The sequence below is a fragment of the Streptomyces sp. NBC_00988 genome, from assembly GCF_045162645.1.
In the GTDB taxonomy this organism is placed as follows: domain Bacteria; phylum Actinomycetota; class Actinomycetes; order Streptomycetales; family Streptomycetaceae; genus Streptomyces.
In genome coordinates this window covers 7502722-7525032 of the sequence record NZ_CP108730.1, presented here as the reverse complement: position 1 = coordinate 7525032, position 22311 = coordinate 7502722, and the positions used below count along the sequence as shown (strand labels likewise).

The window sequence follows — 22311 nt, the reverse complement described above, 5'->3', positions numbered from 1 at the left end:
AGTTCGCAGGCGCGCCCCCGCATCGGCAACTAAGCCTGTTTCGAGGCCAGTTCGACGACCGTGATGTCCGACGGCGCCCCCACGCGCGTGGGTGGTCCCCAGGCGCCCGCGCCCCTGCTGACGTACAGCTCGGTGTCGCCGTACCGCTCCAGGCCCGCGACCGTCGGATTGGCCGCCGCCGCGATGAAGTTGCCGGGCCACAACTGGCCGCCGTGGGTGTGCCCGGAGAGCTGGAGGTCGACGTTGTGCTTCACGGCCTCGTGGATCTGCACGGGCTGATGCGCGAGCAGGACGCACGCGCGCGTGGTGTCACGGTCGCCGAGCGCCTTCCCGAAGTCGGGCCCCTGCCCCTCGCTCTCGCCCTGGAGGTCGTTGACCCCGGCGAGGTCGAATCCGGCCAGTTCGGTACGGGCGTTCTCCAGGGGGTGGATCCCGAGCCGCCGCACCTCCTCGACCCAGGCGGCGGCACCGGAGAAGTACTCATGATTACCCGTGACGAAGAATGACCCGTGCCGCGCCCGCAGTTGAGCCAACGGAGCCGCGGCGGGCCCCAGGTTCTTGACGCTCCCGTCGACCAGGTCGCCGACGACCGCGATCAGGTCGGGCTGCGTCGCGTTGATCGTGTCGACGACCTTCTGCGCGAACCCCCGCCCCAGGAGCGGCCCCAGGTGGATGTCGCTGACGACCGCGATCCTGAACCCGTGCGCGGACCGCGGCAGCTTGGCCAACGGCACGGTGACCCGCTTGACGCTCGGTCCCCGCAGAACCCCATAGGTGCCGTATCCGACGGTCCCGACGGCCGCGGCGGCGGCCGCGCCCCCGACGACACGGGAGACGAAGAGCCGACGGGAGGGGACGGAGAGCGGACCACTGCCCGGCGGCCCTTCAGGGGCCGCTTCAGAGGCTTCTTCGGGGGCCGTGGCGGGGGTCGGGGCCTCGTGCTCTTCCACGGCCGTCCCGGGCCGCCCGCGCCGTTCGAGGAGCCGGCGCAGCAGCGGCCGTAGGACCTCGCCCGCGAGGACGGCCAGCAGGAGGTAGATCGCGAGGGCCATCCACAGGAAGCCGGGCCAGCCCAGGGCTTGCTGAAGCCAGAAGGGTGCGCCGCCGCGTTCGGCGGCCGGGGCCGCGATCATCAGGACCGGGCCGACGACGAGCACGGCCGTGCCGGTGATGCGGGCGGGGCCCCACGCGCGCGTGGTGTCGCGGACAAGGCGGCGCCAGACGTACCAGTGCCCGCCGCCGAGGACGGCGACCGCGACCAGGGCGACGAGAGCGATGACGACGACGGCCACTTCTTTATGACGTCTCGCGCAGTGCGCGCAGTCCACGCAACCCGAGGCCTCCGATGACCGTCCCCAATACGAAGGACACGATGGCCAGGGTCAGGTGCACCCAGAAGTAGGCCGTCGGGCGGCCGTCGTCGAAGGCCAGGCCGCTGCCGTCCGCGACGAGATTCTTGACGAAAGTGACCCAGATGATCCAGCTCCACACCCCGAAGGCGAGCAGGAACCAGGAGACGGGGCGGCTGAGCTTCATGAGTCCAGTATCGCCGTCGTCCCCGGGGGCCCGTGTCCGGGGTGGGGCCGGTGACGGGACTTCGGGTCCCCCGGCATGTACGTTCTCGTCCGTGCCCGCTCCACTGCAGACCATCAGGCGACCCCTGCTGGTGCTTTCCGCCGCCCTGTCGTCCCTCGCGCTCACCGCGCCCGTCGCCCTCGCGGCCCCGACGCCGACGCCGACCGCGACTCCGAGTTCGTCGGCCAGTTCGTCGGTGAGTCCTACGGCCACTCCCCCGGCGAACATGTCGTCGGTCGGCGGGACCCGGCTCGGACAGGCGGGGACGCAGGTCAATCTGACGTCCGGCGTCCCGGTGCTGCCGAAGGACGTGACCGCGCGGTCGTGGATCGTGAGCGACGCCGAGTCGGGCGCGGTGCTCGCCTCGCACAACGCGCACTGGCGGCTGCCTCCGGCGAGCACCCTGAAGATGCTGTTCGCGGACACCGTGCTGCCGAAGTTCCCGAAGACGACCGAGCACAAGGTCGTCGCGTCCGACCTGGCCGGGATGGGCGCCGGTTCGAGCCTGGTCGGGATAAAGGAGGGCGAGAGCTACACGGTGCACGACCTGTGGCTCGGTGTCTTCCTGCGCTCCGGCAACGACGCGGTGCACGTCCTGTCCCACATGAACGGGGGTGTCGCCAGGACCGTCTCCGACATGAACGCGCACGCCCAGGACCTCCAGGCGCTGGACACGCGCGTGGTGACGCCGGACGGCTACGACGAGCCGGGGCAGGTCTCGTCGGCGTACGACCTGACGCTGTTCGCGCGTTCCGGGCTGCAGAAGAAGGACTTCCGGGAGTACTGCTCGACGGTGAGCGCGAAGTTCCCGGGCGAGACGACGAAGAAGAAGGGCAAGTCGGTCCGCGGGACCTTCGAGATCCAGAACACCAACCGGCTGCTGAGCGGCGACTCGGACATCTCGGTGTACCCGGGCATCGCGGGCGTCAAGAACGGCAACACCACCAACGCGGGCGCTACCTTCACCGGCGTCGCCGAGCGCAACGGCAAGGTGCTGCTGGTGACGGTCATGAACCCGGAGAAGGACGAGCACAACGAGGTCTACAAGGAGGCCGCGAAGATCCTCGACTGGGGCTTCCAGGCGGACGGGAAGCTGCAGCCGGTGGGTGAGCTCGTCGCACCCAAGAACGTCCCGCAGGCGAGCGCACAGCCGGGTGCGACGGCCACCGGGGAGGCGGGCGGCGACACGTCCACGAAGCCGAGCGCCAGTGGGTCGGCCACCGCGACGGCCTCCGAGGACGACGGTTCGAGCGGGGTCGGGATCGCGCTCGCGGTCACCGGCGGGCTGTTGGTGCTGCTTGCGGCCGGTGTCTTCCTGGTCAACCGGCGCTGGCCGCTGCCGGATCTGGTCCGGCGCCGTCGTCCCTGACCTTGGGGTTCTCGGTCTCGTCGGCCGGGTCGTACTCGTCGTCCTCGGGGTCACCCTTGCTCGGCGTCGCCGTCCAGGCGGCGCAGAACAGGACCAGCTTCGAGGTGAAGTTCATCCACAGGAGCAGTGCTACCGGGACGCCGAACGCGCCGTACATGCTCTTCGCGGCGACGCCCTGGATGTAGCCGCTGAGCAGCAGCTTCAGCAGTTCGAAGCCGACCGCGCCGATCAGCGCGGCCACGAAGAGCCGGCGGCGCGGGGGTTCGACGCCGGGCAGCAGTGTCAGGACGTAGAGCAGAAGCAGGAAGTCGACGAACACGGCGACGCCGAACGCGGCGACGCGCAGCAGGATCCCGCCCCAGCCGCCCTGCACCAGGCCGAGTTCGCGGCTGATCCAGTCGACCAGGGCGGAGGCGACGGTGGAGATGGCGATCGTCGCGAGGACGGCGCCGCCCAGGCCGACCAGTACTCCGGTGTCGATGAGTTTGCGCAGGAGGGGGTTCTCGTCGCGGTCGGGCAGCTCCCACACCGCGCGCAGGCACTCCCGCATCGAGCCGACCCAGCCGATGCCGGTGAACAGCAGGACGGCACCGGCGATGAGACCGATGGTGCCCGCGTTGTCCACCAGGGAACCGATGTTGAGCTGGTCGGAGATGCCGGGGACCTGTTCGGCGATCTTGTCCTGGAGTTCGTGCTGCTGGTCGGTGCTCAGTGTGGCGGCGGCGATCGCGGCGGCCACGGTCAGCAGCGGGAACAGCGCGATGAAGCTGATGAACGTCATGGCGGCGGCCAGCTGCGACCACTTCACCCGGTCCAGCCGCTCGTACGACCGCCACGCGTGCGTGAGCATCAGGCGCGCCACCAGCGGCCCGATGAAGGGGAGCTTCTTCAGCCAGTCCATGATCCGATTCTGCCCTCCTCCGGGGAGACCGATGTGCGGGTACCCCGCAAACACGCGCGCGTGCCGTCGTGGTCGGCGGCATCCGATTAATCGCCCATTTCAGGGAGGGGGTCGATGCCGCACAACTGAACGCCCATAAAGGGACGATACGGTCACCGGCATGCGTCCTCCACAGTCCCTCCTCGTCCTCGGCGGTACCTCAGAGATCGCGTTGGCCACCGCCCGCCGGATGATCGCGCGGCGCACCCGCACGGTGTGGCTGGCGGGCCGTCCGTCGCCCGCCCTGGAGAGTGCCGCTTCGGAACTGCGTGTCCTGGGGGCCGAGGTCCACACCGTCGCCTTCGACGCGCTCGACCCCGACTCCCACGAGACCGTGCTCGGCAAGGTCTTCGCGGAGGGCGACGTCGACATGGTGCTGCTCGCCTTCGGCATCCTCGGTGACCAGGCGCGGGACGAGCGCGAACCGGCCGCCGCGGTACGCGTCGCGCGGACCAACTACATCGGTGCCGTCTCGGCCGGCCTGGTCAGCGCGCGGGCGTTGCAGACCCAGGAGCACGGCTCCCTGGTGGTGCTCTCCTCGGTCGCCGGCGAACGGGCCCGCCGCGCGGACTTCATCTACGGCTCCAGCAAGGCCGGCCTGGACACGTTCACCCAGGGGCTGGGCGACGCGCTGCACGGCACGGGCGTGCACGTCATGGTCGTACGACCGGGGTTCGTACGGTCGAAGCTGACGGCCGGTCCGGAGAGGGTGCCGTTCGCGACGACTCCGGAAGCCGTCGCCACGGCCATCGAACTGGGCCTGCGCCGAGGCTCGGAGGCCGTCTGGGTGCCCGGGACGCTGCGTGTGGTGATGTCGGCGCTGCGGCACGTGCCGCGGGCGCTGTTCCGGCGGCTGCCGCTGTGAGCACAGGCGGCTGAACCGGCCCTGGTCGCTGCCTACTGGTGGCTGGGGATCGTGCCGCGCTCGGTGTGGGCCGCCTGGGGCGGTACGACGGCTCCGCCGAAGGCGAACTCGCGCATCTTGCGCCAGACGCCGTCAGGGCCCTGTTCGTAGAGCGCGAAGCCGGTGCACGACCACTCCGCGCGGTAGTCGGCGAGCGCTTCGTAGGCGCGGTCCATCAGCTCGTCGTCGATGCCGTGCGCCACGGTGACGTGCGGGTGGTACGGGAAGTGCAGGTCGCGTGCCACCGGACCGGAGGCGTCGCGGATCTGCTTCTGCAGCCAGGTGCAGGCGGAAGCGCCCTCGACGACCTGGACGTAGACGACCGGGGACAGCGGCCGGAAGGTCCCGGTGCCGGACAGCCGCATCGGGAAGGGGCGCCCGGCGGCGGCGACATCGACCAGGTGGGCCTCGATCGCGGGCAGTTGCGAGGCCTCGACCTCGGTCGGCGGCAACAGCGTGACGTGCGTGGGGATGCCGTGAGCCGCGGCGTCGCCGAAGCCCGCGCGCCGCTCCTGGAGCAGGCTGCCGTGAGGCTCCGGGACCGCGATCGACACACCGATCGTTACGGTCCCCACGTCGTCTCCTGTCGTCCTGTCGGTGGTCCTGATGGCGGTCTTGATGGCGAGCGGGGCGGCCACGCGTGCGGCCACCCGGCTATCGACTGTACGGCCACGACCGAGTTGTGGGCAGGCGCAACCGTAGTGATGTGCAGCGCTCTGTCCAGTGGTACTTCAGTGCGGTCGTACGCCTCAGTGCTTGGCGGGCAGGAAGCCGACCCGGTCGTACACCTGGGCGAGGGTCTCGGCCGCGACGGCTCGCGCCTTCTCCGCGCCCTTGGCCAGGATCGAGTCGAGCGTCTCCGGGTCGTCCAGGTACTCCTGGGTGCGCTCCCTGAAGGGCGTCACGAACTCGACCATGACCTCGGCGAGGTCCGTCTTGAGCGCACCGTAGCCCTTGCCCTCGTACTTCTGCTCCAGTTCCGGGATCCCGGTGCCGGTGAGGGTCGAGTAGATGGTGAGCAGGTTGCTGACGCCCGGCTTGTGCTCCGCGTCGTAGCGGATCACGGTGTCCGTGTCGGTGACCGCGCTCTTGACCTTCTTGGCGGTCGCCTTCGGGTCGTCGAGAAGGTTGATGAGGCCCTTCGGAGTCGACGCCGACTTGCTCATCTTGATCGACGGGTCCTGAAGGTCGTAGATCTTCGCCGTCTCCTTGAGGATGTACGGCTTCGGGATCGTGAAGGTCTCGCCATAGCGGCCGTTGAAGCGCTCGGCGAGGTCGCGGGTCAGCTCGATGTGCTGGCGCTGGTCCTCGCCGACCGGCACCTCGTGCGCCTGGTACAGCAGGATGTCGGCGACCTGGAGGATCGGGTACGTGAACAGACCGACGCTGGCGCGGTCGGCGCCCTGCTTGGCGGACTTGTCCTTGAACTGGGTCATGCGGGACGCCTCACCGAAGCCGGTCAGGCAGTTCATGACCCAGGCGAGCTGGGCGTGCTCGGGGACATGGCTCTGGACGAAGAGCGTGCAGCGCTCCGGGTCGAGCCCGGCGGCCAGCAGCTGTGCGGTGGCGAGCCGGGTGTTGGCGCGCAGGTCCGCCGGGTCCTGCGGGACCGTGATCGCGTGCAGGTCGACGACCATGTAGAACGCGTCGTGGGACTCCTGCAGGGCCACCCACTGGCGGACGGCGCCGAGGTAGTTGCCGAGGTGGAACGAGCCCGCTGTGGGCTGGATTCCGGAGAGCACGCGGGGTCGGTCAGAGGCCATGTTCACCATTCTCTCAGGTCTTGGGGGCCGGTCCGGAACAGGCCCGGAGCCGGGTTCGGAACTCGTTCGGAAGAGATGCGACACGGGTGGGAACCGATCCGGCTCGGGCGGTGTACCAAATGTGTGGAGACGCGGGAGGGGGGCCGCATCGTCGATGAGGCCGCGGTGATCGCACGCGTACGCGCCGGAGAGCCGGAGGCGTACGCGGAGCTGGTGCGGGCCCACACGGGCATCGCACTCAGGGCGGCCGCGGCACTCGGGGCGGGAGCGGACGCGGAGGACGTGGTGCAGCAGGCCTTCGTCAAGGCGTACTGCGCGCTGGGCAGGTTCCGGGACGGCGCGGCGTTCAAGCCGTGGCTGCTGTCGATCGTCGCCAATGAGACGAGGAACACAGTGCGCACGGCGGCGCGTCAGCGCACGCTCGCCGGCCGGGAGGCGGCGTTCGCGGAGGCCGAGCCGCTGATACCGGAATCGGCGGACCCCGCGGTCGCCACGTTGGAGACGGAGCGCCGCGCGGCCCTGCTCTCCGCCCTGGACCAGTTGAGCGAGGAGCACCGCCTGGTCGTGACCTACCGCTATCTCCTGGAGATGGACGAACCGGAGACGGCCCAGGCCCTGGGCTGGCCACGCGGCACGGTGAAGTCCCGGCTGAACCGCGCGCTGAGGAAACTCGGACGGTTGCTGCCGGATTTCCAGCCTCGGGAAGGGGGTGATGAGTGTGAGTGACGGACAGGAGTCGTACGACGGTGAAGGTGCCAGCGCCGGTACGGGTGACGGCGCCGGGCGTCGGCGGGTGGGCCGCGATGGGCACGCGGGTGCCTCTCGGTTGCCCGCGGAGCTGCGGGCGTTGGGGCGTTCGCTGGACGCGCGGGGCGGTGATGGAGGCGAGGGCGAGGCCGTCGGGTCCGAGACGATGGTCGAGCGGGTGCTGGCGCAGATATTGGCCGAGCAGATCCCGGTGCCTGTGCCTGTGCCGACCGGAGTCCGGGCGCGGCTGCGTGCCGTCCGGCGCTGGATGCGGATGCGGCGGCGGGCGCTGGTGGCGGTCCTGTGCGGTGTGCTGACGGTGCTCGTGCTCACGCCTCCGGTGCGGGCGGCGGTCTTCGACTGGTTCGGCTTCGGTGGCGTCGAGGTGCGGTACGACCCGTCGGCGGTGCCCTCGGCCGGGGCTGTGGTGCCGGGGTGCGGGCGGTCGGTGACGCTGGCGCAGGCCCGTCGGCGGGCGGGGTTCGAGCCGGTGGTGCCGGACGCGTTGGGTGTTCCGGACGCGGTGACGGTGACCGGCGAGCCGCAGGGGCGCTTTCTGGTGAGCCTGTGCTGGCGGGAGGGCGGGCACACGGTCCGGGTCGACGAGTATCCGGCGCGGCTGGACGTCGGTTTCGCCAAGACGGTGCGCGAGCCGCCGGAGTGGTTGTCCCTGAGCGGGACCGTCCCGCCGGAGGGCATACAGAACCCGGCGCTGTGGTTCGCGCGACCGCATCTGCTGAGCTTCTGGCTGGTGGACGCGGACGGGGACCGTTATACGCGGGAGGAGCGGACGGCGGGGCCGACGCTGCTGTGGACCCATGCGGTCGACGTGGTTCCGGGCGGGGATCTGACGTTCCGTCTGGAGGGCGTGGGGTCGAAGCGGCGGGCCTTGGAGATCGCGCGATCGCTCGACGGGCGGGAGTCGGGCGAGTAGCGAAAGCGGCTCGGGCGGGGTGGGAACCTCAGTGGGCCGGGCGGTGTACCAGAAGTGACAGGCGGCTCGCGGGCGGGCCGTACGGGGATCGGCTGGTTGGGGGTTCGGATGTCCGGAGGCGGAAGTGCGGGCGGGGTTACGGGCGGGAGCGCGGGCAGGGCTGGGAGGAGCGCGGCCAGGACAGGCAGGGCAGGTAGGAGTGCGGGCGGGATTCGTGAACTGGCGGCGCTGAGCGGGGCGTTGGCGATGACGCTGGCTCTGATGGTGTGGGGTGCGTCGGACGCGGCGGCGGGTGGACCGACGAGCGTGCTCGTGGCCTCGCCGGAGAGCGGGCAGGCCACCGCGCTGTACTACTCGGACGAACAGTACGGAAAACTCCAGCAGTTGCTCGGCCCTGAGGGCAAGGGCACCCGCGACAAGCCGCCCGAGGCCGATCTGGCCCACGCCCGCCAGATCAACGTCACCTGGCTGGCGCACGACATATCGCCCTGGCGGATCGACCGGGTCTTTCCGGTCGAGTCCCGGCCGCAGGCGGTCTGGATCCACACGGCCGCCGACGTGTCGGAGAACACGAACCTGAACGGCTATTGGCACCGGGCCGCGCAACCCGCCCAACTGCGCGCCCTCTTGGCGAAGTTGGGCGTGACGGGCAAGGGCACCGGCGACGGATACTCCGGCATCTTCCCGGCGCCGTGGCAGTCGACCGAGCCCGCTCCGGCGACTGTCGCACCTGACGCCGACACGGGGGCGGGGGCAGGGGCGGGGTCCACCACGGTGCGGGTCTCCCTCCCGGACAAGGGGCACGGTACCGACTGGTGGTGGGCGATACCGGGTGCGGCGGCCGGAGCGGTACTGACCTTGGTTCTGCGGCCGTTCGCCTCGCGGCTGCCGTTGGACCGGTGGCGGAAGGGGCGGGAGCCGGGGCCCAGGCAGGAGTTGCGGGACGTGTGAGGGGCGGAGGGGACGAGGAGAGGAAGAGAGAGATGGAGAGGGGGGACGGATGGAACGCGGGAGGGGACGGGCGAGGATGCGGGGCCTGTGTCTCGTGGCGGGGCCGGTGTTGATGGTTCTGGCCGGGTCGGCTCAGGCTCAGGCTCAGGCTCAGGCTGTCGGGACGGAGCGGGTGTGGACCGGGGCTGTGGATCAGGCCCAGCCCAGGGCTCAGGACCCGCTCCGGGACATCCCTGATCTGGCGCTGGTCGTGGCGGGTGACACCGGCCGGACCGAGACATGGCGCTCCGGGGAGTCGTCGTTCGCGCGCCTGTGGACGTTGTTGCAGCCGACGTACTCGGGGACGGAGCGGGTGTCTCAGGAGTGGGAGGCCGGCCGGTATCCGGCGGTGCGGATCACCGTGGTGTGGGGACTGACCGGGGTCGGGGGCTGGCCTCGGACCAGTCGGGCTCCGGGTGGTGATGTGGCGGTGGAGCGGGAGGACCAGTTGTTCGTCGCCGCGGACGGCACACCGTGGGTACGGACGGATCCGGCTCCGGAGGTGGCGGACGACGACATCCGCTGGCATCGGGCGCCGCGCGCGGTCTTCGCGCAGATGGACCGGGCGGGGGTGCTCGGCGGAACCGGCGCCGAGGGCAAGGCAGTTGGGGGTGGGCCTGAATCTGTGGGGCTTACCGACCCTGTCTGGTGGGCGGCGGCGGGTGCGGCCGTCGGGATCGGCGGCACGCTGCTGATACGCCGCGCGGCGGCCCGGCGTGAGGCCGGACCGCCGCGCGAGGAACCACGACAGGAACTCATCGATCTGTGAGAGTCGCCGGTCTTTGACAACTCAAGAGAGAGCGTGGGTCAGCCGAGGTCGATCTCCGGGTAGAGCGGGAAGCCGGCGACGAGGTCCGTTGCGCGGTGGGAGATCTCGTCCGCGATCTTCGGGTCGAGGATGTGCTGGGCCTTGGACGGCGCGCCCTTGCTGGTGGTGCCGGCCTCCGTGGTGGTGAGGACGCGGTCGATGAGACCGGCGACCTCGTCCATCTCGGCGGTGCCCAGGCCGCGGGTGGTCAGGGCGGGCGTGCCGATGCGGATGCCGGAGGTGTACCAGGCGCCGTTGGGGTCGGCGGGGATGGCGTTGCGGTTGGTGACGATGCCCGAGTCGAGCAGGGCGGCCTCGGCCTGGCGGCCGGTGAGGCCGTAGGAGGAGGCGACGTCGATCAGGTTGAGGTGGTTGTCGGTGCCGCCGGTGACGAGGGTGGCACCCCGGCGCATCAGGCCGTCCGCCAGCGCACGGGAGTTGTCGACGATGCGCTGGGCGTAGTCCTGGAAGGAGGGCTGCCGGGCCTCGGCGAGGGCGACGGCCTTGGCGGCCATGACATGCGGGAGCGGGCCGCCGAGGACCATCGGGCAGCCGCGGTCGACCTGGTCCTTGAGGGAGTCGTCGCACAGGACCATGCCGCCGCGCGGGCCGCGCAGCGACTTGTGGGTGGTGGTGGTGACGATCTGAGCGTGCGGGACCGGGTCGAAGTCGCCGGTCAGCACCTTGCCCGCGACCAGGCCGGCGAAGTGCGCCATGTCCACCATCAGGGTCGCCCCGACCTCGTCGGCGATCTCGCGCATGATGCGGAAGTTCACCAGGCGCGGGTAGGCGGAGTAGCCGCCGACGATGATCAGCGGCTTGAACTCACGGGCGGAGGCGCGCAGCGCCTGGTAGTCGATGAGGCCGGTGACAGGGTCGGTGCCGTAGGAGCGCTGGTCGAACATCTTGCCGGAGATGTTGGGGCGGAAGCCGTGGGTGAGGTGGCCGCCGGCGTCCAGGGACATGCCGAGCATGCGCTGGTTGCCGAAGGCCTGGCGGAGTTCGGCCCAGTCGGCGTCGGAGAGGTCGTTGACCTGGCGGACGCCCGCCTTCGCGAGGGCCGGGACCTCGACGCGGTCGGCGAGGACCGACCAGAAGGCGACGAGGTTCGCGTCGATGCCGGAGTGCGGCTGGACGTAGGCGTGGCGGGCGCCGAAGAGTTCGCGCGCGTGCTCGGCGGCGAGGGACTCGACGGTGTCGACGTTGCGGCAGCCGGCGTAGAAGCGGCGGCCGATGGTGCCCTCGGCGTACTTGTCGCTGAACCAGTTGCCCATGGCCAGGAGGGTGGCCGGGGAGGCGTAGTTCTCGGAGGCGATCAGCTTGAGCATCTCGCGCTGGTCGGCGACTTCCTGGCCGATGGCGTCGGCGACGCGCGGCTCGACGGCGCGGATCACATCGAGGGCGGCGCGGAAGGCGGTGGACTCGTTGGAGAGGGGCGCGGAATTGTCGGGCATGGGGACCTCCGGACGTGGCGTTCGGCGTTCTCGGTACGGCCCAGGCGCACGGCACACATTCCAGCTCGGGCCGCTCCCCGATGGTCGGTCCCATCCCAGCGCGCCAGTCACGGCCCGCCGGTCAGCCTACCGGGCGTGCCGGACGGTGCGGCTCCCGCGTCCACCATGCGGGCGAGGATAGGAAAGGGGCACCCTCACCCCCGGGAGACGCCGTGACCAGTACGGAAGCCAGTAACGAAGACAGTACGGAAGCCCTCATCGCCGCCGCCGAGGCGCACACCGCGCACAACTACCACCCGCTGCCGTTGGTCGTCGCCACCGCCGACGGTGCGTGGATGACGGACGTGGAGGGGCGGCGTTATCTCGATCTGCTGGCCGGCTATTCGGCGCTCAATTTCGGGCACGGCAATCCGCGGCTGATCGCGGCGGCGAAGGCTCAGTTGGAGCGGGTGACGCTGACGTCGCGGGCGTTCCACCACGACCGGTTCGGCGCGTTCTGCGAGCAGTTGGCCGAGCTGTGCGGCATGGAGCTGGTGCTGCCGATGAACACGGGCGCGGAGGCGGTGGAGACCGCGCTGAAGACGGCTAGGAAGTGGGGGTACCGGGTCAAGGGCGTGCCTGAAGGGCGGGCGAAGATCGTCGTGGCGGGCAACAACTTCCACGGCCGTACGACGACGATCGTCAGCTTCTCGACCGACGCGGAGGCGCGGGCGGACTTCGGGCCGTACACGCCGGGCTTCGAGATCGTGCCGTACGGGGACCTCACCGCGATGCGGGCGGCGGTCAGTGAGAACACGGTGGCCGTGCTGTTGGAGCCGATCCAGGGCGAGGCGGGGGTGCTGGTGCCGCCGGCCGGATATCTGGCGGGGGTACGGGAGTTGACGCGGGAGCGGAACGTGCTCTTCGTCGCCGACGAGATCCAGTCGGGGCTCGGGCGGACGGGGCGGACGTTCGCGTGCGAGCACGAGGGGGTGGTGCCCGACATGTATGTGCTCGGGAAGGCGCTGGGCGGTGGGGTGGTGCCGGTGTCGGCGGTGGTGTCGAGTGCGGAGGTGCTGGGCGTGTTCCGGCCCGGGGAGCACGGGTCGACGTTCGGCGGGAATCCGCTGGCGTGTGCGGTGGCGCTGGAGGTGATCGCGATGCTGCGGTCGGGCGAGTACCAGGCGCGGGCCGCGGAGCTCGGGGAGCATCTGCACCGGGAATTGCGGCAGTTGACCGGTACCGGCCGGGTGACGGCGGTGCGCGGGCGGGGTCTGTGGGCGGGGGTCGACATCGCCCCGGCGGTCGGGACGGGCCGGGAGATCTCGGAGAGGTTGATGGACCGGGGCGTCCTGGTGAAGGACACCCACGGATCGACGATCCGGATCGCGCCGCCGCTGATGATCAGCCAGGAGGACCTGGACTGGGGGCTGGCCCAACTGCGGGCGGTGTTGGGGGTCTAGGGGCCGTGCCGGTCCGGGGAATCTCCAGAGATCGGTGAGAGGCCCCGCCCAGGGGACCCGTGGCGATCTCCCCTCCCCTAGAGTCACTTTGTGCTCTTTGGAATGGTGTGCGCGCTCGGCGCGGCGGTCTGCTTCGGTACGGCGACGGTGTTGCAGGCGGTCGCCGCGCGGGCGGCCACGGCGGGCGGGGGCGGGGACGCGGCACTGTTGCTGCGGGCGCTGCGGCAGTGGCGGTACCTGGCGGGGCTGGGGCTGGACGGTCTGGGGTTCGTGTTCCAGATCGCGGCGCTGCGGTCGCTTCCGATCTACGCGGTCGGGGCGGCGCTGGCGTCGAGCCTCGCGGTGACGGCGGTGGTGGCCGCGCGGCTGCTGAAGGTACGGCTCAGCGGCGTGGAGTGGGGAGCCGTCGGCGTGGTGTGCGCGGGCCTCGCGATGCTCGGGCTGGCGTCCGGGGCGGAGGGGCACCGGGACGGGTCCATGGCGTTGAAGTGGGCGATGTTGGCAACGTCGGTGGCGGTGCTGTTGCTCGGGCTGGTCGGGGGGCGACTGCCGGAGCGGGGGCGGGCGTTGACGCTCGGTCTCGGCGCCGGGTTCGGGTTCGGGGTGGTCGAGGTGGCGGTCCGGCTGATCGACTCGCTCTCACCGTCGACGCTGTTCGGCAATCCGGCGACGTACGCGCTGCTCGTCGGTGGGGGTGCGGCGTTCTTGTTGCTGACGACGGCGTTGCAGCGGGGGTCTGTGACGACGGCGACGGCGGGGTTGGTGATCGGGGAGACGCTCGGGCCGGCCGCGGTGGGGGTGGTGTGGCTCGGGGACCGTACGCGGGACGGGCTGGAGTGGCTGGCGGTGCTGGGGTTCCTGGTGGCTGTGGTGGGGGCGTTGGCGTTGGCTCGGTTCGGGGAGGCGCCGGCGGAGGCAGCCGACGAAGCTCCCGTGGAAACGGCGTAGTGGAAACGGCGTAGACCGGGCCACACGAGAACGGCGGCGTAGGTCACGGCAGCACCCTGCACAGTGCCTCAATCGCCCCCGCCCACGCATGGTCCGGCGGCGTGCCGTAGCCCACGACCAGGGCGTCCAGTGGGTCGGCGAGGGCGTGTTCGTGGCGGTAGAAGGACAGGGAGTGGAGGGCGAGGCCCTGCCAGGCGGCGGCTTGGACGACGGACTGTTCGGTGCCGGGTGGGAGGCTGAGGACGGCGTGGAAGCCGGCCGCGATGCCGGTGACGTGGACGTCGGGGGCGCGCTGGGCGAGGGCGTCGACCAGGGTGTCGCGGCGACGGCGGTAGCGCAGGCGGGCGGCGCGGACGTGGCGGTCGTAGGCGCCGGAGGTGATGAACTCGGCGAGGGTCAGCTGGTCCAGGACGCCGCAGGTGTCGGTGCCGCCCTTCGCCTGCGTGACCTCCTCCATGAGTGAGGGGGGCAGGACCATCCAGGCGAGGCGGAGGCCGGGGGCGAGGGACTTGCTGGCGGTGCCGAGGTAGACGACGTGGTTCGGGTCGAGGCCCTGGAGGGCGCCGATGGGCTGGCGGTCGTAGCGGAACTCGCCGTCGTAGTCGTCCTCCAGGACCAGGCCGCCGGTGCGTCGGGCCCAGTCGACGGCGGCGGAGCGGCGGTCGTGGTGGAGGGGGACGCCCATGGGGAACTGGTGGGCGGGGGTGAGGAGGACCGCCGGTTCGTCCGTCAACTGGCCTGGGTTCGTGCCCAGTTCGTCGAAGGGGAGCGGGCGGGTGCGCAGGCCGGCCTCGGCCAGGATCTGCCAGTGGACGGCGAGGCCGTAGGACTCCACCGCGATCGTGTGGGCGCCGCGGGTCCGCAGGACGGCGCCGAGGAGGCGCAGGCCGCTGGAGATGCCCGCGCTGATCAGGATGTGCTCGGGGTCGGCGCGTACGCCGCGGGCGCGGGAGAGGTAGGCGGCGAGGGCGGTGCGGAGTTCGACACGGCCACGGGGGTCGCCGTAGCCGAGGGCCTGGTAGGGCGCGGAGGTGAGGGCGCGGCGGGCGGCCTTGAGCCACTCGGTGCGGGGGAAGGCGGCGAGGTCGGGGGTGCCGGGGACGAGGTCATAGGTGGGGCGGCTGCGGAGGCGGCGGGGCCGGGTGGTCTCCGTGGGCGGGACGACGGCGCGTTCGGCGACGCGGGTTCCGGAGCCCTGGCAGGCGGTGAGCCAGCCCTCGGCGACGAGGTCGGCGTAGGCGTCGGCGACCGTGTTGCGGGCGACGCCCAGGTCGGCGGCGAGGGAGCGGGAGGAGGGCAGCCGGGTGCCGGGAGCGAGGCGGCCGGTGCGGACGGCGCCGCGCAGGGCGTCCGTGAGGCCGCGGCGGACGCCGGTGCTGGTGGCGGTCGGTTCGACATGCAGGTCGACGCCGTAAGTGGCCCAGGATTTCGCCATGGAAATGGACCATACTCCTGGGCTGCCTGACTTCTAGAGTCGAGACATGACCACGACACAGGAAACTCCTTACGCCCACGAGCACAGTCCCCGCCTGGACTGGGCCCAGCACGCGCCCGAGGTCTACAAGGCGATGGTCCGTCTCGACATCGCCGCCCGGCGGGGCCTCGACCCGAAGCTGCTGGAACTGGTGAAGATCCGCACCTCGCAGCTCAACCACTGCGCGTACTGCCTCGACATGCACACCAAGGACGCGCTCGCGGCGGGCGAGAGCGTGGAGCGGATCATCCAGCTCGGCGCGTGGGAGGAGTCGCGGCACTTCTACACCGAGAAGGAGCTGGCGGCGATCGAGCTGACCGAGGCGGTCACCGTGATCACGGACGGTTTCGTGCCGGACGAGGTGTACGCACGGGCGGCCGGGCAGTTCGAGGAGGCCGAGCTGGCGCAGCTGATCGCCGCGATCACGGTGATCAACGCGTGGAACCGGTTCGGGGTGAGCACGCGGATGGTGCCGGGGCACTACAAGGCGGGACAGTTCAAGTGACGTCGCCTGCAGGGGTGTTGGGCCGTGAGGTGCGGGGGTGTCGGCCGTGAGCAAGGTGGAGCTGTTCCGGAGTCTGCATCGGCGGCGGCTGCCCGGTGATCCGCTGGTGCTGCCCGGGCCCTGGGACGCGGTCAGTGCGCGGGTGTTCGTGGAGGCCGGGTTCACGGCGCTCGCCACGCCCAGTGCCGGGGTCGCCGCCTCGCTCGGGTACGAGGACGGGGCGACGCCGGCGGACGAGATGTTCGCGGCGGTGGCGCGGATCGTGCGGGCCGTGGACGTGCCGGTGTCGGCGGATGTCGAGGGCGGGTACGGGCTCGCGCCGAAGGAGCTGGTGGAGCGGCTGCTGGAGGCGGGGGCGGTGGGCTGCAACCTTGAGGACTCCGACGGGGGTGTGCTCAAGGACCCGCGTCAGCACGCTGATTGGCTGGCCGAGGTGCGGGCGGTGGCGGCGGAGCGGTTGTTCGTCAACGCGCGGGTCGACACCTTCCTGCACGGTGACGGGAACCCCGAACGGGCCATCGAGCGGGCCGCGTTGTACGTCGCGGCGGGTGCCGACTGCGTCTATCCGATCATGGCTCCGGCGGAGGTGCTGCCGTTGCTGCGGTCCGGTATCCAGGGGCCGGTCAACGTGCTCGCGCGGCTGGACGGCGAGGGCCCCTCGCCCACCGCACTCGGTGAACTCGGGGCCACGCGCGTCACGTTCGGGCCGGGGCTCCAGCGCTGGGCGGCACTCGCGCTCAAGGAGAGGGCCGAGGAGCTGAAGCGGTGAACGGGGTCAGGACAGCCAGGCCTTCCAGGTGGAGGGGTGGTTGTCCACCCACTTCTTCGCGGCGTCGGCCGGGGAGAGTTTCTGGTCGGCGATCATCAGGGAGACCTCGTTCTGGTCCTCGGTCGTCCACGTGAACTTCTTCAGGAAGGCCGCCGCCTTGCCACCCTTCTTGGCGAAGTCCGTGTTGAGGTACTTCTCCAGCGGGGTGTGGGGGTAGGCGCAGGCGACCTTGGCGGCGTCGGCGTCGCAACCCTCCTTGTAGGCGGGGAGTTTGACCTCCGTCATCGGGACCTTCTTGAAGAGCCACTGGGGGGCGTACCAGTAGGTGAGGAAGGGCTTCTTCTCCTTGGCGAACTGCTTCATCTGGGTGATCTGCGCGGCCTCCGAACCGGCGAACACCACCTGGTAGTTGAGCTTCAGGTTCGTCACCAGGGCCTTGTCGTTGGTGACGTAGGAGGGCGAGCCGTCCATCAACTGGCCCTTGCTGCCGCTCTCGGCGGTGCGGAACAGCGAGGAGTACTTGTTGAGGTTCTTCCAGTCGGTGATGTCGGGGTGCTGCTTGACCAGGTAGGTCGGGACGTACCAGCCGATGTGCCCGGTGACGCCGAGGCCACCCGCGCGCGTGATCGTCTTCTTGTCGTCGACGTAGCGCTTCTCCTGGTCGGGGTGGCCCCAGTCCTCCAGGATCGCGTCGACCCGGCCCTGGCTGAGCGCGTCCCACGCGGGGACCTCGTCGACCTGGACGGTGTCGACGCGGTAGCCGAGCTTGTGCTCCAACAGGTACTGCGCGACAGCTACGTTGGCCTGCGCGCCCACCCAGGACTGGACGGAGAGGGTCACGGTCTTGGCGCCCTGCGCGTTGGCGAAGGGCGAGGCCTGCTTGGTCATGTCGGCGGCGCCACAGCCCGAGAGCAGGGCGAGGGACGTCACCGCGGCAACTGAGTAAGCCGTACGAACTCGCATGTCACGCTCCCTTCTTGGTGCGGCGTTCCGTCGGCTGGGTCACCCGGTCGAGCATCAGGCCGAGGCAGACGATCGCGGCGCCGGCGACGAGTCCGGTCGCCAGGTCGCCCTGGGCGAGGCCGAACACGGCGTCGTAGCCGAGGGCGCCGCCGCCGACCAGGCCGCCGATGATGACGACGGCGAGGACGAGGACCACGCCCTGGTTGACGGCGAGGAGCAACGCCGGGCGGGCGAGCGGGAGTTGGATCTGCCGCAGCTGCTGGGCGCTGGTCGCGCCGAGTGAGCGGGCCGACTCCAGGGCTGCCGGGTCGACGTCGCGCAGGCCCTGCGTGGTGATGCGGACGACCGCGGGGAGGGCGTAGACGACCGCCGCGGCGACGGCGGGGGCGCGGCCTACGCCGAAGAGGGCGACGACCGGGATCAGGTACACGAACTGCGGCATCGTCTGGCAGACGTCGAGGACGGGGCGCAGGGCCCGTTCGAAGCGGTCGCTGCGGGCGGCGGCGATGCCGGTCGCGAAGCCGAGGACGAGGGTGACGGCCACGGCGGCCAGCACCTGCGACAGCGTGTCCAGCGACGGCTTCCACACCCCGAGCACGCCGATCGCGGCCATGGCGAGGACGGCGGTGAGCGCGGTGCGCCAGGTGCCGATCACCCAGGCGAGGGCGGCGACGATCAGCAGCACCGACCACCAGGGCAGCCACTGCAGACCGTCGCGTACGGGGTCCAGGACCCAGGTGGTGAAGCGGCCGGCCCAGTCGGCGGTGCCGCCGAGGTAGGGGACGCCGGAGTAGAGGTGGGCGGTCATCCAGTCGACGACGCGGTTCACGGGTTCGGCGATGTTCAGGGTCCAGCCGGAGGGCCAGTCCAGGGCGCCGGCGAGACGGGCCACCACTGCTACGGCCACGGTGGCGCCGAGGGCGTACAGCCACGGGCGGAGAGTCGACCCCGGTTCGCCCGCGGACGCGTCGGTCTGTTCGCCCGCGGCCGCGGTGACGCGGTCCAGTACGACGGCCAGGAGCACGATCGGGATGCCGGCGGCCAGGGCGGCGCCGACGTCCACGGAGGCGAGGGCCTGGTAGACGCGGTCGCCGAGGCCTCCGGCGCCGATGACGGAGGCGATGACGGCCATGGAGAGGGCCATCATGATCGTCTGGTTGAGGCCGAGGAGGAGTTGCCTGCGGGCCAGCGGGAGCCTTGCGGTCAACAGGCGTTGGCGTCCGGTGGCGCCCAGGGAGTCGACGGCTTCCAGGACCTCCGGGTCGGCGTTGCGCAGGCCGAGCGTGGTGAGGCGGGCCATGGGCGGGGCGGCGTAGACGACGGTGGCGAGGACGGCGGCGGGGACGCCGATGCCGAAGACGAGGACGACGGGGAGGAGGTAGGCGAAGGCCGGGAGCACCTGCATGGTGTCCAGGACCGGGCGCAGCGCGCGGTCCGTCCGCTCGGAGAGGCCGCCGGCCAGGCCGAGCAGCGCGCCCACGACGACCGAGGTGAGCACCGCGACCACCATCAGGGCGAGGGTCTGCATGGTCGGCACCCACATGCCGAGCAGACCGCAGGCGAGGAAGGCGACGCCGGTGCCGATCGCGAGCCGTACGCCAGCCACCCGCCAGGCGACGAGGGCGCCGAACGCGGTGACGCCCGCCCAGCCCGCGGCGAGCAGCACCAGGTAGACGGCGCGTACGGAGAGGACGACGGCGTTGCTGATGTAGCCGAAGAAGTAGAGGAACAGCGGGGAGCTGTCGCGGTTGTCGATGATCCAGTCGTTGGCCCGGCCCAGCGGACCGGACAGGTCGACGGTGAGAGCGTGCGGCCAACTCCCGCTGGCCCAGTGCGCGTTGGCTAGCGGTACGAGGATCGCGGCGGCGAGCGCGAGCAGCAGGAGCTTGTGCGCGGCCCGGTGCCGGAGGACGCCGGGGAGGGCGAGACGCGGGGCGGGTGCGGTGACCGTGGCCATCAGACCGCCTCCTTGCCGGTATCGGCGAGCTCCGCCCCGGCCACGACGTCCAGCAGCCGTGCGTGGTCGACCACGCCCAGACAGCGGCCGTCCTCGACGACGCAGGCGGGCTTTCCGCCGCGGGACACGACCTTGATCGCCTCGGCGACGACCGCGTCGGCCGCGAGCGCGCCGGGGTGCTCCTGACCTCCGCAGTCTCCTGGGCGCATCGCCGTACGGACGGTCATGACGTCCGCGCGTGGGACGTCCCGTACGAACTCGCGGACGTAGTCGTCGGCGGGTGAGCCGACGATCTCCTCGGGGGTGCCGAGCTGGACGATGCGGCCGTCGCGCATCAGGGCGATGCGGTCGCCGAGCTTCAGCGCCTCGTTCAGGTCGTGGGTGATGAAGACCATCGTGCGGCCCTCCTCGCGGTGCAGCCGGACGACCTCCTCCTGCATGTCGCGCCGGATCAGCGGGTCGAGCGCGCTGAACGGCTCGTCGAACAGGAGGACTTGGGGGTCGACCGCCAACGCCCGGGCGAGGCCGACGCGTTGGCGCTGGCCGCCGGAGAGCTGGCCGGGACGGCGCTGTTCCATGCCTTCCAGGCCGACCTTGGTGACGACCTCGGCGGCCCGGCGGCGGCGCTCGGCCTTGCCGACGCCCTGGATCTCCAGGCCGTAGGCGACGTTGTCGAGGACCGTGCGGTGCGGGAGGAGGCCGAAGTGCTGGAAGACCATCGCGGCGCGGTGGCGGCGGAGTTCGCGCAGCCGGGACCTGTCCATGGCGCGGACGTCCTCGCCGTCGATGGCGATGGTGCCCGCGGTCGGTTCGATGAGGCGGGTGAGGCAGCGGACCAGGGTGGACTTGCCGGAGCCGGACAGGCCCATCACCACGAAGACCTCGCCCTTGCGGACGTCGAAGGAGACGTCGCGGACGGCGGCGGTGCAGCCGGTGCGGGTGCGCAGGTCGGCGGCGTCGAGGGCGGTGAGTTCGGGGTCGGCGGGGACCTGGTCGGCCTTCGGGCCGAAGACCTTCCAGAGGCCGTCCACCGAGAACACGGGGTTGCCAGAGGCGCTGGGGGTACGGGAGGTACTCGTCGTCGCGGTACTCATCACGCACCACCTCCGATCAGGTCGACGGCCCTCTCGCCGACCATGAGCACCCCGATCATCGGGTTCACGGCGGGCATGGTCGGGAAGACGGAGGCATCGGCGATGCGGATGCCGTCCAGGCCGCGGACCCTCAACTCGGGGTCGACCACGGCCAGTTCGTCGGTGTCGGCGCCCATGCGGCAGGTGCCGGCCGGGTGGTAGACGGTGTGGGCGACCTTGCGGGCGTACTCGCTGAGTTCCGCGTCGCCGAGGATCTCCGGGCCGGGGCAGACCTCGCGCTTGAGCCAGCCGGCGAGTGGTTCGGTCTTCGCGATCTCGCGGGCGATGCGGATGCCGTCGACGAGGGTGCGGCCGTCGTAGTCGTCCTCGTCGGTGAAGTACCGGAAGTCCAGGGCGGGTTTGACGGCCGGGTCGGCGCTCTCCAGGTACAGGCGGCCGCGGCTCTTCGGCTTGGGGATGTTCGGGGTCATGGAGACGCCGAACTCGGGGCGTTCGTAGCCGAGGCGCTCGGGGTTGTCGGTGAAGGGGACCTGGTAGAAGTGGAACATCAGGTCGGGGCCGGGGTGTTGGGGGTCGCGGCGCACGAACAGGCCCGCGTCGGAGTCCATCGCGGAGTTCTCCGGGATCGGCCCGTTGGTCTCCCAGACGATCACCGACTCGGGGTGGTCGAGGAGGTTCTCGCCGACGCCCGGGAGGTCGACGGCGACGGGGATGCCGAGCGCTTCGAGGTCCTTGCGGGGGCCGATGCCCGAGTGCAGGAGCAGCCGCGGGGAGTCGACGGCGCCGGCGCACAGGACGACCTCCCGGCGGGCGCGGACGAGGAGTTCCTCGCCGTCCTTGGTGCGGACGTGCACACCTTCCGCGCGGGTGCCGTCCAGCTCCAGGCGATGGGCCCAAGTCTCAAGGAAAATCGTCAGGTTGGGGCGCTCGTCCATCACCGGGTGGAGATAGGCGACCGAAGCCGACGACCGCTTGTTGTTCTCCGGGTGGTACGCGAGGTCGAAGAAGCCGACGCCGTCCGTGAAGGGTGCCTTGTTGAAGCCCTCGACGCGCGGGACGTCGAGCGCCTCCTGGGCCGCCTCGACGAAGTCGCGGGCGATGGCGTTCCGGTCCTTCTCGTCGACGGGGACGATGTTGTTGAGGAGGCGGGCGTAGTACGCCTCCATCGAGATCGCGCCCCAGCCCTTCGCGCCGGCCGCCTCCCACTCGTCCCAGTCGGACGGCAGCGGCTTGAAGGCGATGAGGGTGTTGTGCGAGGAGCAGCCGCCGAGCACGCGGGCGCGGCTGTGCCGGATGTGGGAGTTGCCGCGCGGCTGCTCGGTGGTCGGGTAGTCGTAGTCCAGCTCGCCGCCGAGGAGGCCCATCCAGCGGCGCAGGGTCAGCACGTCCTCGCGGCCGACGTCGCTGGGGCCGCCTTCGATGACGGCGACGGTGACGTCGGGGTTCTCGGTGAGGCGGGAGGCGATGACGGAGCCTGCGGTGCCGCCGCCGATGACGACGTAGTCGTACGAATACGCGTTCTCGTTGTCGGGCATGGGGGAACTCACTCCAGTGGGGGCTGGGGGTCGAAGGGGACGAGCGGGACCGATCCGCGGAGCGGGCCGGGGGCCGGACCGCGAACCGGGCGCGAGGGGCGGCCTGCGAACCGGCGCGGCCGACCGAGGAGGTCGGCCCG

At 71.2% G+C, this 22311-nt stretch carries 21 protein-coding genes and 1 riboswitch; of the genes, 10 read left to right on the top strand and 11 right to left on the bottom strand.

Annotation, left to right across the window (positions count from 1 at the left end):
• Positions 1–29: 29 nt before the first annotated feature.
• Together OG496_RS34745 and OG496_RS34740 are read right to left on the bottom strand one after the other, a co-directional pair.
• Positions 30–1292 (bottom strand): metallophosphoesterase, encoded by a 1263-nt coding sequence (locus OG496_RS34745; RefSeq protein ID WP_405973718.1) that lies wholly within the window; start codon positions 1290–1292, stop codon positions 30–32.
• Between the two features lie 4 nt (positions 1293–1296).
• A complete protein-coding gene (locus OG496_RS34740; RefSeq protein ID WP_366489316.1) occupies positions 1297–1536 on the bottom strand; it encodes an SCO4848 family membrane protein in 240 nt (79 codons plus the stop codon).
• A gap of 91 nt (positions 1537–1627) precedes the next feature.
• Between OG496_RS34740 and OG496_RS34735 the strand changes: the two genes are divergently transcribed.
• On the top strand, positions 1628–2944 hold the full coding sequence (locus OG496_RS34735) for a D-alanyl-D-alanine carboxypeptidase family protein (protein ID WP_405973717.1): 1317 nt from the start codon (positions 1628–1630) through the stop codon (positions 2942–2944).
• Here OG496_RS34735 and OG496_RS34730 read toward each other — a convergent pair.
• Complete coding sequence (locus tag OG496_RS34730; RefSeq protein WP_366489314.1) at positions 2895–3845, bottom strand: YihY/virulence factor BrkB family protein; 951 nt, start codon at positions 3843–3845, stop codon at positions 2895–2897. The two genes, OG496_RS34735 and OG496_RS34730, sit on opposite strands and share 50 nt — an antisense overlap.
• 160 nt (positions 3846–4005) lie before the next feature.
• Here OG496_RS34730 and OG496_RS34725 point away from each other — a divergent pair, with 160 nt between their 5' ends.
• Positions 4006–4749: a decaprenylphospho-beta-D-erythro-pentofuranosid-2-ulose 2-reductase gene (locus tag OG496_RS34725; RefSeq protein ID WP_366489313.1), complete on the top strand. Its 744-nt coding sequence runs from the start codon at positions 4006–4008 to the stop codon at positions 4747–4749.
• Between the two features lie 32 nt (positions 4750–4781).
• Here the strand turns inward: OG496_RS34725 and OG496_RS34720 are convergent, their stop codons facing one another.
• Entirely contained in the window at positions 4782–5363 is a 582-nt protein-coding gene (locus OG496_RS34720) for a 2'-5' RNA ligase family protein (protein ID WP_405976765.1), read from the bottom strand.
• 174 nt (positions 5364–5537) lie between these two features.
• Complete coding sequence (gene trpS / locus OG496_RS34715) at positions 5538–6551, bottom strand: tryptophan--tRNA ligase (protein ID WP_366489311.1); 1014 nt, start codon at positions 6549–6551, stop codon at positions 5538–5540.
• Positions 6552–6716: 165 nt separating this feature from the next.
• Between trpS and OG496_RS34710 the strand changes: the two genes are divergently transcribed.
• The 4 genes from OG496_RS34710 (at position 6717) to OG496_RS34695 (ending at position 9991) form a co-directional block, all read left to right on the top strand.
• Complete coding sequence (locus OG496_RS34710) at positions 6717–7277, top strand: RNA polymerase sigma factor (RefSeq protein ID WP_366489310.1); 561 nt, start codon at positions 6717–6719, stop codon at positions 7275–7277.
• Entirely contained in the window at positions 7264–8232 is a 969-nt protein-coding gene (locus tag OG496_RS34705; protein ID WP_405973716.1) for a hypothetical protein, read from the top strand. Before OG496_RS34710 ends, OG496_RS34705 begins: the two co-directional genes overlap by 14 nt.
• Positions 8233–8478: 246 nt before the next feature.
• Positions 8479–9183: a hypothetical protein gene (locus tag OG496_RS34700; protein ID WP_405973715.1), complete on the top strand. Its 705-nt coding sequence runs from the start codon at positions 8479–8481 to the stop codon at positions 9181–9183.
• A gap of 49 nt (positions 9184–9232) precedes the next feature.
• Positions 9233–9991 carry a hypothetical protein gene (locus OG496_RS34695; RefSeq protein ID WP_405973714.1) on the top strand — a complete coding sequence of 253 codons (759 nt, stop codon included), beginning with the start codon at positions 9233–9235 and terminating at the stop codon, positions 9989–9991.
• A 38-nt stretch (positions 9992–10029) separates the two neighbouring features.
• Here the strand turns inward: OG496_RS34695 and OG496_RS34690 are convergent, their stop codons facing one another.
• Entirely contained in the window at positions 10030–11484 is a 1455-nt protein-coding gene (locus OG496_RS34690) for a glycine hydroxymethyltransferase (protein WP_405973713.1), read from the bottom strand.
• A gap of 31 nt (positions 11485–11515) precedes the next feature.
• Positions 11516–11605: riboswitch (ZMP/ZTP riboswitch) on the bottom strand.
• 91 nt (positions 11606–11696) lie between these two features.
• Here OG496_RS34690 and rocD point away from each other — a divergent pair.
• Positions 11697–12926, top strand: coding sequence for an ornithine--oxo-acid transaminase (gene rocD / locus OG496_RS34685; protein WP_405973712.1), 1230 nt, complete (start codon positions 11697–11699; stop codon positions 12924–12926).
• A 102-nt stretch (positions 12927–13028) separates the two neighbouring features.
• Complete coding sequence (locus OG496_RS34680; RefSeq protein WP_399387589.1) at positions 13029–13874, top strand: hypothetical protein; 846 nt, start codon at positions 13029–13031, stop codon at positions 13872–13874.
• Between the two features lie 43 nt (positions 13875–13917).
• On the opposite strand, the gene OG496_RS34675 is transcribed toward OG496_RS34680, so the two are convergent.
• Positions 13918–15309 carry a PLP-dependent aminotransferase family protein gene (locus OG496_RS34675; protein WP_405973711.1) on the bottom strand — a complete coding sequence of 464 codons (1392 nt, stop codon included), beginning with the start codon at positions 15307–15309 and terminating at the stop codon, positions 13918–13920.
• A gap of 46 nt (positions 15310–15355) precedes the next feature.
• Between OG496_RS34675 and OG496_RS34670 the strand changes: the two genes are divergently transcribed.
• Positions 15356–15853: a carboxymuconolactone decarboxylase family protein gene (locus OG496_RS34670; protein WP_405973710.1), complete on the top strand. Its 498-nt coding sequence runs from the start codon at positions 15356–15358 to the stop codon at positions 15851–15853.
• A 46-nt stretch (positions 15854–15899) separates the two neighbouring features.
• Positions 15900–16622, top strand: coding sequence for an isocitrate lyase/phosphoenolpyruvate mutase family protein (locus OG496_RS34665; RefSeq protein WP_405973709.1), 723 nt, complete (start codon positions 15900–15902; stop codon positions 16620–16622).
• Positions 16623–16628: 6 nt separating this feature from the next.
• Here the strand turns inward: OG496_RS34665 and OG496_RS34660 are convergent, their stop codons facing one another.
• Genes OG496_RS34660 through OG496_RS34645 form a run of 4 tightly spaced genes read right to left on the bottom strand, consistent with a single transcriptional unit; the run spans position 16629 to position 22171 of the window.
• Positions 16629–17585 carry an ABC transporter substrate-binding protein gene (locus OG496_RS34660; RefSeq protein WP_405973708.1) on the bottom strand — a complete coding sequence of 319 codons (957 nt, stop codon included), beginning with the start codon at positions 17583–17585 and terminating at the stop codon, positions 16629–16631.
• 1 nt (position 17586) lies between these two features.
• Positions 17587–19542: an ABC transporter permease gene (locus tag OG496_RS34655; protein ID WP_405973707.1), complete on the bottom strand. Its 1956-nt coding sequence runs from the start codon at positions 19540–19542 to the stop codon at positions 17587–17589.
• Complete coding sequence (locus OG496_RS34650) at positions 19542–20636, bottom strand: glycine betaine/L-proline ABC transporter ATP-binding protein (protein ID WP_405973706.1); 1095 nt, start codon at positions 20634–20636, stop codon at positions 19542–19544. The genes OG496_RS34655 and OG496_RS34650 overlap by 1 nt, the downstream gene beginning before the upstream one ends.
• A complete protein-coding gene (locus OG496_RS34645; RefSeq protein ID WP_405973705.1) occupies positions 20636–22171 on the bottom strand; it encodes a GMC family oxidoreductase in 1536 nt (511 codons plus the stop codon). The genes OG496_RS34650 and OG496_RS34645 overlap by 1 nt, the downstream gene beginning before the upstream one ends.
• Positions 22172–22311 lie beyond the last annotated feature (140 nt).